At 43.1% G+C, this 14,185-nt stretch carries 12 protein-coding genes; 1 reads left to right on the forward strand and 11 read right to left on the reverse strand.

Features of this window, described 5'->3' with window-relative positions; translation table 11 throughout:
- Positions 1-174: 174 nt before the first annotated feature.
- Both MKY51_RS10245 and mce read right to left on the reverse strand, forming a co-directional pair.
- Positions 175-1,743: an acyl-CoA carboxylase subunit beta gene (locus MKY51_RS10245; protein ID WP_339171671.1), complete on the reverse strand. Its 1,569-nt coding sequence runs from the start codon at positions 1,741-1,743 to the stop codon at positions 175-177.
- Positions 1,744-1,745: 2 nt separating this feature from the next.
- Complete coding sequence (mce, locus tag MKY51_RS10250) at positions 1,746-2,159, reverse strand: methylmalonyl-CoA epimerase (RefSeq protein WP_339171674.1); 414 nt, start codon at positions 2,157-2,159, stop codon at positions 1,746-1,748.
- Between the two features lie 197 nt (positions 2,160-2,356).
- Here mce and prli42 point away from each other — a divergent pair, with 197 nt between their 5' ends.
- Positions 2,357-2,452: a stressosome-associated protein Prli42 gene (gene prli42 / locus MKY51_RS10255; RefSeq protein WP_008404197.1), complete on the forward strand. Its 96-nt coding sequence runs from the start codon at positions 2,357-2,359 to the stop codon at positions 2,450-2,452.
- Positions 2,453-2,542: 90 nt separating this feature from the next.
- Here the strand turns inward: prli42 and MKY51_RS10260 are convergent, their stop codons facing one another.
- The 9 genes from MKY51_RS10260 to lpdA form a co-directional block, all read right to left on the reverse strand.
- A complete protein-coding gene (locus MKY51_RS10260; protein WP_339171676.1) occupies positions 2,543-3,499 on the reverse strand; it encodes an aromatic acid exporter family protein in 957 nt (318 codons plus the stop codon).
- Positions 3,500-3,576: 77 nt separating this feature from the next.
- The gene (locus tag MKY51_RS10265; RefSeq protein ID WP_339171678.1) at positions 3,577-4,017 is read right to left on the reverse strand and encodes a BrxA/BrxB family bacilliredoxin; all 441 of its coding nucleotides are present in this window, start codon (positions 4,015-4,017) and stop codon (positions 3,577-3,579) included.
- A 264-nt stretch (positions 4,018-4,281) separates the two neighbouring features.
- Positions 4,282-5,364: a methylmalonyl Co-A mutase-associated GTPase MeaB gene (gene meaB / locus MKY51_RS10270; RefSeq protein WP_339176615.1), complete on the reverse strand. Its 1,083-nt coding sequence runs from the start codon at positions 5,362-5,364 to the stop codon at positions 4,282-4,284.
- A 2-nt stretch (positions 5,365-5,366) separates the two neighbouring features.
- A complete protein-coding gene (gene scpA / locus MKY51_RS10275) occupies positions 5,367-7,517 on the reverse strand; it encodes a methylmalonyl-CoA mutase (RefSeq protein ID WP_339171680.1) in 2,151 nt (716 codons plus the stop codon).
- A complete protein-coding gene (locus MKY51_RS10280; protein ID WP_339171682.1) occupies positions 7,514-9,190 on the reverse strand; it encodes a methylmalonyl-CoA mutase family protein in 1,677 nt (558 codons plus the stop codon). Before MKY51_RS10280 ends, scpA begins: the two co-directional genes overlap by 4 nt.
- 132 nt (positions 9,191-9,322) lie before the next feature.
- Positions 9,323-10,678 (reverse strand): dihydrolipoamide acetyltransferase family protein, encoded by a 1,356-nt coding sequence (locus tag MKY51_RS10285; protein WP_339171685.1) that lies wholly within the window; start codon positions 10,676-10,678, stop codon positions 9,323-9,325.
- Between the two features lie 72 nt (positions 10,679-10,750).
- A complete protein-coding gene (locus MKY51_RS10290) occupies positions 10,751-11,734 on the reverse strand; it encodes an alpha-ketoacid dehydrogenase subunit beta (RefSeq protein WP_339171688.1) in 984 nt (327 codons plus the stop codon).
- A complete protein-coding gene (locus tag MKY51_RS10295) occupies positions 11,734-12,744 on the reverse strand; it encodes a thiamine pyrophosphate-dependent dehydrogenase E1 component subunit alpha (RefSeq protein WP_339171689.1) in 1,011 nt (336 codons plus the stop codon). The genes MKY51_RS10290 and MKY51_RS10295 overlap by 1 nt, the downstream gene beginning before the upstream one ends.
- 20 nt (positions 12,745-12,764) lie before the next feature.
- Positions 12,765-14,174: a dihydrolipoyl dehydrogenase gene (lpdA, locus tag MKY51_RS10300; protein ID WP_339171691.1), complete on the reverse strand. Its 1,410-nt coding sequence runs from the start codon at positions 14,172-14,174 to the stop codon at positions 12,765-12,767.
- Between the last annotated feature and the right edge of the window lie 11 nt (positions 14,175-14,185).

Below are 14,185 nucleotides of genomic sequence, written 5' to 3' on the forward strand. Positions count from 1 at the left end.
ATAATAAAATAGGAGGATTTACCATATTATAGGTCTGTAAATTTTATTAATTTTTTAGTACTTTTTTCTACTTTGTATTAATAAGGGCTTTTATTTAAGCAAAAAAACACCTCAAAAATGATTGTATTGTGCACAAATCATTTAAGAGGTGTTTCTTAGCGCGCTTTATTAATTTTATAGCGGGATATTTCCGTGTTTTTTATATGGACGGTCTTCCTGTTTTGTAGAAAGCATATCCAATGCCTGGATTAGCTTAATACGTGTTTCACGTGGATCGATAACATCGTCAACCATACCGCGTGAAGCCGCTACATAAGGGTTTGCGAATTTTTCTTTGTATTCTTCAATTTTCGCTGCACGTGTCGCTTCCGGATCAGCCGATTTTGCAATCTCGCCTGCATGAATAATGTTTGCCGCACCAGCAGCACCCATTACCGCGATTTCCGCGTTTGGCCAAGCGAATACTAAGTCCGCGCCAATTGCTTTTGAGTTTAATGCTACGTACGCGCCGCCGTATGCTTTACGTAAAATAACTGTAATTTTTGGTACAGTCGCTTCTGAGTAAGCATAAAGGATTTTCGCACCATGACGGATAATTCCGCCATGCTCTTGTTTAACACCTGGGAAGAAACCAGATACGTCTTCAAATGTAATAACAGGTACGTTGAATGCGTCACATGTACGCACGAAACGCGCTAGTTTATCAGATGAATCGATATCTAATCCACCCGCCAGGAACTTCGGCTGGTTACATACTAGACCTACTGATTCGCCTGCGATACGCGCGAAACCAACAACGATGTTTTTCGCGAATTCTTTTTGCACTTCCATGAATGAACCTTCATCAACTACTTGTTCTACTACTTTACGAACATCATAAGATTTTGTTTGGTCAATCGGCACAACATCAACAAGCTCTGAACGGAAGTTATCGCCTTCTGGAGCAGCTTGCTTCGGTGCTTTTTCTCTGTTGTTTTGTGGTAAGTAAGAAAGCAGTTGCTGAATTTGTGCAATGGCAGCTTCTTCGTTTTCAGCACGGAAGTGGGCATTCCCTGAAGTCGCGTTATGCACTTTAGAACCGCCAAGACCTTCTGCAGAAATTTTCTCGCCTGTTACTGTTTCAATTACTTTTGGACCCGTAATGAACATTTGAGATGTTTTATCAACCATTAAAATAAAGTCTGTAATCGCTGGTGAATAAACAGCACCACCCGCACATGGTCCCATAATTACAGAGATTTGCGGAATTACACCAGAATAAATTGAGTTACGGTAGAAAATGTGACCGTAGCCGTCAAGTGATAATACACCTTCTTGGATACGCGCACCGCCTGAATCGTTAATCCCGATAAATGGCGTACCGTTTTTCGCTGCTAAATCCATTACCGCTGCGATTTTTTTTGCGTGCATTTCACCAAGTGCTCCACCGAATACGGTGAAATCCTGTGCAAATAAATACACATTACGGCCATTGATTTTACCGAAACCAGTAACTACCCCGTCACCAGGGCCTTCAAGTTTTTCCATACCGAAATCAACTGTACGGTGTGTGATGAATGGATTGATTTCAACGAATGACCCATCATCCAATAACATATCAATACGTTCACGAGCAGTCATTTTCCCTTTTTCATGCTGCTTTTCAATACGCGCATCCCCGCCACCAAGCTGGATCGCTTCTTTACGGTCATAAAGCTCATTAATTTTATCAAACATATCTGGAGTTACTGCCATTGTTGTCATCGTTATTTATCCCCTTTTCCGCTTTTATCGCATAATTCATAAAGTACACCAAATGAGTCTTTCGGGTGTAAAAATGCTACTTCTGCGCCGCCAGCACCTGGTCCCGGCTCCTCAGATAATAGACGTACACCTTTTTCACGAAGTTCAGCCATGCGCTCACGAATACCTGTTACGCCGAATGCAACATGGTGAATGCCTTCTCCGCGCTTTTCCAAAAAGCCATGGATTGCGCTTTTTTCACTCATTGGTTCAAGCAGCTCAATTTTTACGTTGCCTGCATCGATAAAAGCAACTTTTACTTGCTGTGATTCTACTTCTTCCATCTTTAATAATTTCAAGTCTAACGTTTCTGTGTAATATGTAATACGTTCTTCAATATTACGTACGGCAATGCCGATATGATCCACTTTTTCCACGGTACTGACTCCCTTTTGAATAAAATTATTAATTCCCCCATATCTGAAACGTGTCCATACATGTTGAGGTGTTTATAGTAGGTGTTTGACGCCTGATAAAAAAATTTAAAAATTTCGAAAATGTAAAATCTAATGTACTTGAGAATTCCTTCAAATTTGATAAACTAGTACTAGTTCATATTGAAGGAGCGAAAAGAATGAGCAACAAAAAGTTTCAAAAAATAGTCGTTTATTCAATGGTTGTTATCATGTTAATCTCAACTGTTGCAATGGGTGTCGCAGCAATTATGTAATGGATGTTTAGGCATCCATTTTTTTATTTTCTCCTGAGGGTGAAGTTGATTTCCATCCCGGATCGGACGCTTCCACTCAATAATTCAGGATTATTTCATCCCCCTGAACGATTGTTTGATGACCAGGTATTCATCCATTTCTTCGATAAACTGATACAGTGCGGCCATTGCGAGGAATGTTTCGTGATCATTTGGCAATGGCATTTTGGCGAACTCTTCTTTTACTTTGTCGAGTTTTTCCAAAAAGCGGCTTGCCGTATTTCCTGAATGGACATTCTCGCTCAAGTCTTCCATGAAAGCTGCAATTAATGTAGCCTGCTCTGTCATTACCGGCAGTGTCGTAATTTTAGGCAACACGTGCTCAATAATTTCCAGCTGTCTTTCACGCATATCAAAATACAGGTAAAATGTATTTTCTTTACGCGTTACGTGATTTTCAACATCTTGGAATGCCAGCGCTTTTCCTGCCTCGACCACTTTTGCCGCCTCGATCAGTTCATGACCGTCCCATAATGTATCGCCATCCCTCAAATACCCTGCAATTTCCGCAAGAATTTTCTTCAATAACGATTCCAATTTTTCGCGGTGGTAATACAGGCCTTGCTGGATATCCGGCATGTACATATTTACGACTAAACCAACCCCGTAACCGATTGCCATTAAGCAAAATTCATTAATAAGCAGATCGACCGTAAAATTGGCGGTCAAATAAATGTGCATCATGATGACCGAACTAGAAATAAACCCTTCTACTACTCTAAGAGAAACGATTGTCGGAATGAAAAGAATCATCACAATCCCTAAAACAACCGGCGAATAACCGAATATTTCGAAAAATATAAATGCATAAGCGATCCCGACAATTGTTGAAACAATCCGGGTATACACTGCATGTAAAGATTTACGTTTTGTTGGTTGAATGCTTAAAATCGTCAGAATACCAGCTGCCGTGAAAAACTGCAAATCAAAATATTGGGCAATTGCTATCGCAACGGCAGCACCAATGGCTGTTTTTAAAGTACGATAGCCGATTGAAAATTTCTTCATATCGGTTGAACTCCCCCGTTATAGGAGTGCAGCGGGTACATTCAAAATGCACCCGTTACACAATAACTCTAGTAAAATTAGATTTCTTCGCAGTTTTCCTCGAAGTGACCCTGAAGGTTTGTTACAACACTCATTGGGTCATGTCCTTCGATTTCAAAGCGGCCAACTTCTCCTACAACTTGTCCATCTTTCAATAATACAAATGATGGTGATGATGGGATGTGATCTTCACCGAAATAATAACGTGCAGCTGCAGTTGCCTCTTTATCTTGACCGGCAAATACTGTTACTAAATGGTCTGGACGTTTATCGTAATGTACGGCATGTGTTGCTGCAGGACGTGCAATACCGCCAGCACAACCACATACAGAATTCACCATAACAAGAGTTGTTCCTTGACGAGCAAACGCTGCTTCTACATCTTCCGGAGTGCGCAGTTGTTCATAACCTGCTGCTTCCATCTCTGCACGTGCAGTCGTTGTAATTTGTTGCATAAATAAATCATAATCCATGTTCATAAGCTTTTTAGCCCCTTTCTATGTTCCTTTTTATCATAGCAAGGTTACGAAAGATGTGCAAAGACTCTTGATTATCATTATTTTCATTCAGCGGAAACTCCCGCTGAATGAAAATAAGCCTCCGGCGGATGTCACAGATTTTTTTAAGGAATTATAGAGGTTTCCAGCCTAAAAGCGTCGCATCGTGCGAAAGGCTGACTGACCCACTTCGTGTGGGTCCAAACTCAAAAAATCTGGACACAATTACGCCAAGGCGTAATTGATTTATTCATTTTTTTCGCCAAATAATGCATTGACCCCTTGTGTTACTGTTAACTGGCCATGCAATATTTCTTCCTCAAGTGACCGGACCTGCTTTTTGCGATCCGGATTTTTATAGAACGAATCGATTAGATGATCGGTAATCATCGTATGGAACCAGTCGCGTGTTTGTTCATGGCGACGTGTCGTCCAATAATTCGACTCCCTTGTTGTTTGCTCAAACTGCATCAGCATGTCCCAAACTTTGTCGAGCCCCGTTTTTTCAAGGGAAGATACGGTCAGTGACGTACTGAGCCAGCCAGGAGTCGATGGCTGTAGGAAATGAAGGATCTGCTTGTATTCCTGCATTGTCCGGCGTGCAGGGCGTACATTATCCCCGTCCGCTTTATGGACGATAATGCCGTCTGCAAGCTCCATAATGCCCTTCTTCATCCCTTGAAGCTCATCTCCCGCACCTGTTAGCACGAGCAGCAGGAAGAAGTCGACCATGCCGCGCACATATGTTTCACTTTGACCGACACCGACTGTTTCAATCAAAATGACGTCATAGCCTGCCGCTTCACATACGAGCATCGTTTCGCGTGATTTTTTATGGACACCGCCTAATGTACCGGCACTCGGTGATGGACGGACAAATGCATTTTCCTGGCGTACCAGTTCTTCCATCCGTGTTTTGTCCCCTAAAATACTGCCGCCTGAAAGCGATGAACTCGGGTCGATTGCAAGTACCGCCACACGCTTGCCCATTTTGCACAGCATTGTACCGAATGCTTCGATAAACGAACTTTTCCCCGCCCCCGGTACACCAGTGATGCCAATACGGATTGAATTACCTGTATAAGGCAACAGTTCCTGCAGCAGCTTCTGTGCTTCTTCCTTATGGGCATTGTTCGAGCTTTCAATGAGTGTTATCGCTTTTGCGAGCGAAGTACGGTTACCCGCACGTACTTCGCTTGCCAGCGTCTGTAGATCAAGTGCTTCCTGCTTTTTTTTCCGGAACTTTTTCGGGTTTGAATAGCTCATACCATCATGACCACCCTTCACACCATCCATAACAAATAAAGCGCTCTTCTCATCTTGTGGCATCACTACTCTGCCACTTCCTCATAACCTAACTTTTTATAAATTTCTTCTATAATACGGATTGCCGATACTGGAATTACAGTACCTGGTCCGAAGATTGCTGCTGCACCTGCTTCATACAGGAACTCATAGTCTTGAGCCGGGATGACACCGCCGCAAATGACGATAATGTCTTCGCGACCTAGTTTCTTCAATTCAGCTACAAGTTCAGGCACTAATGTTTTATGACCCGCTGCTAACGAAGATACGCCGATACAGTGTACGTCATTTTCATTTGCCATTTGTGCTGTTTCTTCCGGTGTCATGAACAACGGAGAAATATCGACATCGAAACCTAAGTCCGCATAGCCAGTTGCTACAACTTTCGCTCCGCGGTCATGTCCGTCTTGTCCCATTTTCGCCACTAAAATACGTGGACGGCGACCTTCTGCTTCCAGGAAGTCTTCTGTCATTTGCTTCACTTCTGAAATCATTTCATCATCTGAGAAGTTTGCAGAGTAAACTCCGGAAATTGAACGGATAACTGCTTTATGACGGCCCGATACCGCTTCAATCGCATCCGAAATTTCACCTAATGATGCACGGGCTCTTGCCGCATCCACTGCAACAGCTAATAGGTTTTCAGAGCCGTCTTCAGCCGCTTTTGTAATTCGGGCTAAATGTTTTTGTACTTCCGCTTCATCACGAGTAGCCTTCATTTTTTCAAGGCGGGCAATTTGTGACTCGCGTACGATTGCATTGTCGATATCCAAAATGTCGATTGGATCTTCTTCAGCAAGACGGTATTTGTTTACGCCGACAATCGTTTCTGTTTTTGAATCGATTTTCGCCTGACGTTTAGCCGCTGCTTCTTCAACTTTCATTTTCGGAAGCCCTGTCTCAATCGCTTTTGCCATTCCGCCAAGTGCTTCGATTTCTTCGATTAATGCCCATGCTTTTTCTGTCAGCTCTTCTGTCAGTTTTTCAACATAGTACGAGCCGCCCCATGGATCGATTACTTTTGTCATTCCTGTTTCTTCTTGCAGGAATAGCTGTGTATTACGTGCAATACGCGCCGAGAAGTCTGTCGGTAAAGCAATGGCCTCATCCAGCGCGTTCGTATGAAGTGACTGTGTGTGACCCATCGCTGCCGCGTTTGCCTCGATTAATGTACGAGTTACGTTATTGAACGGATCTTGCTCTGTTAAACTCCACCCTGATGTTTGCGAGTGTGTACGAAGTGCAAGAGACTTCGAGTTTTTCGGATTGAATGTAGACATCATCTGTGCCCAAATGCGACGTGCTGCACGCATTTTCGCCACTTCCATGTAATAGTTCATGCCGATTGCCCAGAAGAACGATAAACGCGGTGCAAATGCATCGATATCAATGCCGGCTTTTAAACCTGTACGTACATATTCAAGACCGTCTGCCAATGTATAGGCAAGCTCGATATCATTTGTCGCACCCGCTTCTTGAATATGGTAACCCGAAATGGAAATCGAGTTGAATTTCGGCATGAATTTCGCCGTATATTCAAAAATGTCCGCAATGATTTTCATCGACATTGCCGGTGGATAGATATATGTGTTACGTACCATGTACTCTTTTAAGATGTCGTTTTGGATCGTACCGGCCAATTTATCAGGCGATACTCCCTGTTCTTCAGCTGCAACGATGTAGAAAGCTAGAATCGGTAATACGGCACCGTTCATCGTCATCGATACTGACATTTGATCAAGTGGAATACCGTCGAATAAAATTTTTGCATCTTCAACCGAATCGATTGCAACACCGGCTTTTCCGACATCCCCTGTTACACGAGGGTGATCCGAGTCATAACCGCGGTGTGTTGCTAAGTCGAATGCTACTGAAAGCCCTTTTTGACCCATTGCCAAGTTACGACGGTAGAAAGCATTTGATTCTTCCGCAGTCGAGAAACCTGCATATTGACGCACTGTCCATGGACGCGCGACATACATTGTCGGGTATGGGCCACGTGTATTCGGTGCAATACCAGCCACATCTTTTAAATGTTTTGCATCTTGAATGTCTTCTTTATTGTAGACAGAATTCACTTCAATGCCTTCATTTGTCACGTACGAGCCTGTAGAAGTAAGTTGCTCTTGTTTTAATACATCTTCAATGACAACCGTTGCGAAATTTGCTTTACTCATTGTTGTACCCCCTTCACGCTCATCACGACATCCGATAGCTTTTCTACGATATTCTGACCTGCATGAATAAAGCCGTTTAAGCCTTTTGCAGTCCATGCCGCTTCTTCTTCTTTATATTTACCAGCCACGTCCAATACAACTGTTTGTTTTTTATTTTCTAACAATGCTGGAACAATGGCTTTCGTATCTTCATCCGTTGCTGCTATTACTACATAGTTATAGTCTTCGCTTGCCAGCCAAGCTGTTGCGTCTTCAACTGTTTGGAAGCCTGCTGTCTGATATGCTACGATGCCCGCTGTTGCGAAGAATCCTTGTACAAAATCTGCGCGCGGCTTATAGTTTTTCAGTTCGCCGAATGTCAAAATCGCTGCCTTGATTCCAGTTTGTGCATAAGTTGCACGTAAGTTTTCGAATGGAACGGCAAGACGTTTTACATCTGCAAATTGAGCATTCTCAGTTGTTGCTACTGTGTCTTGCGGATTCGCATAAATGTTAGTACCGATTAATGAATGCTTGCGTGTTTCCACTTGCTTCATGCGCTCCTGATATACTTCCTCAATTCGAGCATCGATCCCGTATGTTTCTAATCCGCCAGCAATTTCGATTTCCAAGAACAGTGCCCATGCTTCTTTTACATAGTCTGCTGTTAATGATTCGATAAAGTATGAACCGCCTGATGGGTCGATTACATTTGTTACATGCGACTCTTCTTTCGTAACAAGGGATACATTACGTGCAATACGGATTGACTGCGCTGATACACCTGTCAAAGCATCATGCGGGTGTACTGTAATAACATCTGCACCGCCGATTGCCGCTGAGAACGCTTCATTGCCTGCACGTAACAGGTTTACATAAACATCATATTTCGAGAAGCTGCGTACCGAAGTTTCCACAACGACCGGGACAGCGCTTGCTTCATTGCCGAATGCTGAAGCAAACGCTTTCCATAATACTTTGAAGGCACGAAGTTTTGCTACTTCTGCAAAGAATTGCGTATCGACCGCAAACTGAACGAAAAACTTCTGTTCAAATGCTTTAAAATCTTCTACTGTAGTGGCAAGTTTTGCTGCTTGTGCAAGCGCAATCGCAAGCTCTTGGACTGCATTAGCGCCGTCATTATGGAACGGAATTGTATTCGCCCCAAAAGTGCGGACGTTTGGATAGTCAGCTAATTCCACTGTTTCTGGGGAAACGATGTAGCCTACAATGTCACTACGTTTAGCTTCGTCAATATATTTGAATACATCCAGCACCGCATCTTCAGTAGAAGAAACGATGAATTTAAATGAATTTTCGGATAAATATGAAGCGAGTTTTTCGCTATCTTGTTCAGTCCAGTCAAATGCAACCGGGCTGTTGATTGTAATCATTTCATTGCCGCGTGATAAGCTATCCTCGATATTGGCAAAAAAGCTGGCTGCGTCATTGCCGACAATTTGCTGGGCAACAGTGAAGCTCGTCTGTTTTGTTAAAGAACGGATTGTTGATACTTGTTTCTCCAGTTGATCTCCCAATTTTTCGATTAAGCTTTCTTCTGTATAAAGTGGGTCAAGTGTTATATTTTCAATTGTCTTTGTAAATAAGGATTCAAACGGTTTTCCTTTTAATGCTTTTACCGCTTCTTCCTTCCACTGCTCATAGCTAGCTGTTTGAAATTCGATCTCTTTCATATTCATTGACATGTGGTCGCTAAGTAGCTTCCCCCCTTGTTATATTTCTGTACTATAGTTTACACGAGAATGTTCTGACAATAAAGAGAAAAAAAACGTGAAAGCCTTATTTCATAGGCTTTCACGACATTTTTAGTAGACTGACATCTTCTGTTTATCGACATTTTCGAGAATTTCTTTCACACGAGATAAGAATTTACCACAAATCATCCCATCCAAAATTCTATGGTCTAATGATAAACATAAATTCACCATTGAGCGTGGTGCAATCATATTCCCCTGTACTATTACAGGTCTTTTTACAATACTTTCCACCTGTAAAATTGCTGCCTGTGGATGATTGATAATGCCCATCGACTGAACAGAACCAAATGAACCGGTATTATTGACAGTAAATGTACCACCTTGCATATGTTCCATTTTCAGTTTACCGTTGCGTACAAGATGCGCATATTCATGAATTTCTTTTGCAATGCCTTTAATCGATTTTTCATCGACATTTTTGATAACCGGCACAAATAATGCATCATCCGTAGCTACAGCAATCGATAAATTAATATCTTTCTTCTGAATGATCTTATCTTCCGCCCAAACCGAATTGATGATCGGGAATTCTTTAAGCGCCTGAGAGACCGCTTTTAGGAAGAATGCAAAATACGTCAGATTGAATCCTTCTTTTTTCTTGAAATCTTCTTTTATGCTGTCACGGTATTCAACTAGCTCTGTCACATCGACTTCCATCATCATCCATGCATGCGGAATTTCATGTGTGCTGCGCAGCATATTTTTCGCAATCGCTTTACGCACTTGTGTCACCGGAATTTCGATATCTCCTGCAGCAACAGGAATGTCCTGTTTTTGCTGTGGTGCAGGTGCCGAAGTTTGCGTAGCGCTTTGTGCTGACGTTTGTGGAGACGATTCTTGTTTTTGTTCAGCAAATGCTGTTGGTTGTTCATCATTCGAAATGTCCTGATTTGTCGGCTTCCCTGCAGCAATATAAGCTTCGACATCTTTTCTTGTAATCCGATTGCCAACACCTGTGCCGGTAATCTGAGACAAGTCGACATCATGTTCATTGGCCATTGATAAAACAGCAGGTGAAAAACGACCCGGCTTGCGTTCTGTGCGCTCTGGTTTGTCTTCTTTTTTCGCTGCCGGTTTTTCTTCTTTCTTCTGTGAGCCGGCATTTAAAATGGCCGAGCTGACATTCGAGCTTTTTTCTGCCGGTGCTGGCGGCAATTCAGAGCCTTCCACTTCAATCGCGCATACTACTGCGCCTACCGGCAATGTTTCACCTTCGTTTGCGATTAACTCTGTAATTACCCCTGCAAACGAAGAAGGGATTTCTGCACTAACTTTGTCTGTTGTTACTTCTGCTAATGGATCATATTTATTTACTTTATCTCCCACTTGGACGAGCCAGCGTTCAACCTTACCTTCTGTTACACTTTCTCCAAGTTGCGGCATGACGATATTTTGAATTGTCATCAAACAATCCCCCTTTAACTAATAGGCCTTTGCTGTTTGTTTAGGATTCTTATACAATCCCAATTCTATCAACTAGAATTCAGCGAGTTCGCGAATTGCTTTTTCTACTTTGTCAGGATTAATCATGAAGAACTTTTCCATTGTTGGTGCGTATGGCATTGCTGGTACATCCGGTCCTGCGAGACGTTTGATCGGTGCATCCAGTTCAAATAGGCAATGCTCTGCAATAATGGCTGCCACTTCACTCATAATGCTGCCTTCTTTATTGTCTTCAGTGATAAGAAGGATTTTACCTGTTTTTCTTGCCGCTTCAATAATCGCTTCTTGATCTAACGGGTAAACAGTACGCAAATCTAAAATATGTGTTTCGATGCCGTCTTTAGCCAGACGTTCTGCTGCCTGCAATGCAAAATGAACCGCAAGACCGTATGTGATGACTGTTACATCATCGCCTTCACGTTTCACATCGGCTTTTCCGATCGGCAATGTATAATCATCTGTCGGTACTTCGCCTTTAATTAGGCGATATGCACGTTTATGTTCGAAAAACAGTACTGGATCCGGATCGCGAATGGCCGCTTTTAACAAGCCTTTTGCATCATATGGTGTTGATGGAATGACAATCTTCAATCCAGGTGTCCCTGCAAACATCGCTTCAACCGATTGTGAGTGATAAAGGGCACCATGAATTCCCCCACCAAATGGCGCACGCACGACTAAAGGACAGCTCCAGTCATTGTTCGAGCGGTAACGAATTTTTGCCGCTTCCGAAACAATCTGGTTTACAGCAGGCATGATAAAGTCCGCAAACTGCATTTCAGCAATCGGACGCATGCCGTACATTGCTGCACCGATGGCAACACCGGCAATTGCACTTTCCGCTAACGGTGTATCTAGTACACGCGCTTCGCCGAACTGGTCATACAAGCCTGTTGTCGCTTTGAACACGCCGCCTTTTAAGCCGACATCTTCCCCTAAGACGAAGACGCGGTCATCGCGCTCCATTTCTTCTTTCATCGCTAGGTTAATCGCATCAATATAAGAAATTACCGGCATTACGCATCTTCTCCTTCCGCATACACAAAACGCAATGCATGTTCTGGCGAGGCATAAGCTGCATTTTCTGCATAATCTGTCGCTTCATTGACAGTATCCATAATTTTTTTGTTTATTTCTTCAAATAGCGCATCATCCGCTATTCCGTTGTCTTTTAAGTATGTTTCAAATAAAATAATCGGGTCTTTTGCTTTTCCTTCTGCAATATCTTCAGCTGTACGATATTGACGATCATCATCATCCGAAGAATGGGCTGTCAGTCGGAACGAAACCGTTTCGATCAATGATGGCCCTTCACCGCGACGTGCACGATCAGCCGCTTCTTTTACCACTTTATATACTTCCAATGGATTTTTGCCGTCCACTGTCACACCAGGCATCCCGTAGCCGATTGCACGATCTGATACTTGTGCACACCCAAGTTGACGTTCAACCGGAACAGAAATTGCATATTGGTTGTTTTCTACCATGATAATAACCGGCAGTTTGTGTACTCCTGCAAAGTTTGCTCCTTCATGGAAGTCTCCTTGGTTTGACGAACCTTCACCAAGTGTTACAAATGTGATAAAGTCCTTTTGCTGCATTTTTCCTGCAAGTGCAACACCGACCGCGTGCGGTACTTGTGTCGTTACAGGAGAAGAACCCGTAAGTATACGATTTTCTTTTTGACCGAAATGCCCCGGCATTTGACGCCCGCCAGAGTTCGGATCTTCCGCCTTCGCAAACGCCGAAAGCATTAAATCTTTTGCCGTCATGCCGAAATGAAGGACAACCCCCATATCGCGATAGTACGGCGCAATATAATCCTTTGTATGATCAAGGGCAAAGGCAGCACCTACTTGAGCCGCCTCTTGTCCTTGGCATGAAATAACAAATGGTATTTTGCCTGCACGGTTTAACAGCCACATCCGCTCATCAATACGGCGTGCCATCAGCATTGTTTCGTACATTTTCAGCACATCTTCATTCGTCAATCCTAATTGTTCATGTGTAATATTAGTGTCCGTCATAAAATACCCCCTTGTCACTATTAAAAATGAATCGCTTTGCCTTCAATCGCCAGCGCGGCTTCCCCAATAATTTCGCTCAACGAAGGATGCAAATGCACCATCTGTCCAACTTCCCATGGTGAGGCATTTAAGAATAAACCAAGAGCAGCTTCAGAAATTAAATCCGTTGCATGCGGTCCGATTAAATGGACGCCGACAACATCATTCGAACTTTCATCGGCAACTACTTTCACAAAGCCTCCTGTTTCACCATAGACAATCGCTTTACCGATCGCTTTAAACGGGAATGTTGTTGTCACAACTTTATAGCCGTTGTTTTTCGCTTGCTCTTCCGTAAGGCCGACACTTGCGACTTCCGGATTACTGTAGACGCCTCGTGCAATATTGGCATAATGCAGTGGAATCGAATTCTGTCCCGCGATATGCTCGACAGCACGTATCCCTTCATGTGAAGCAACATGTGCCAACTGCATGCCACCGATCACGTCTCCTATAGCATATATATGACGTTCTTTCGTCTGGAAATGTTCGTTTACTGAAATATATCCTTTATCCAGTTCGATTTCCGTGTTCTCCAAACCGATATTAGATGTGTTCGCTACCCTTCCGACTGATAGCAAAAGTGCTTCTGCTGAAATGGTTTCATCATTAACTTGTAGCGTTACATCTTCCTTCGTATCAATTGCTGAAGGATCGAGTTTAACATTGAAATGAACGTTTACCCCGCGCTTTTTCAAAGATTTCAGCATCTCTGCGGAAATGGCTGCATCTTCAGTTGGAAGCAAACGGTCACCTAGCTCGATAATCGTAACTTCGACATCGAAATCAGTAAGCATTGACGCCCATTCGACACCAATTACGCCACCACCGATAATAATGGCCGACTTTGGAAGCTTCTCGATTGTCAGGAATTCATCAGATGTGAACACCTTTTTCCCGTCCACTTTCAACCCATCCAATGTGCGAGGACGTGAACCTGTCGCAATAATGACGTTTTGCGGAACAAGCATCTCATTTTCTGTGCCGTCATTCATTTCCACTGAAATCGTACCTGGCATCGGTGAGAAAATAGATGGCCCTAAAATACGGCCGAACCCGTCATAAACATCGATTTTTCCTTTTTTCATCAAATGCTGGACACCTTTGTAAAGTTTATCGACTACGGTAGCCTTTCTTTGTTGGACACGTTCAAAGTCGATTTTGACGTCATTCACTTCCACTCCAAAATCAAGTGCCTTTTTCGATTGTACATATACTTCAGCACTTCGAAGCAATGCTTTAGTAGGAATACATCCTGCATGCAGGCATGTACCCCCCATTTTGTTTTTTTCGACGATTGCCGTTTTCAATCCGAGCTGTGAGGCACGGATTGCGGCTACATAACCGCCTGTGCCCCCGCCTAAAATAACGACATCATAATCTTTTGCCATAACCGACACCC

It is taken from the genome of Solibacillus sp. FSL R5-0691 (assembly GCF_037974225.1).
Taxonomy (GTDB): Bacteria; Bacillota; Bacilli; order Bacillales_A; family Planococcaceae; genus Solibacillus.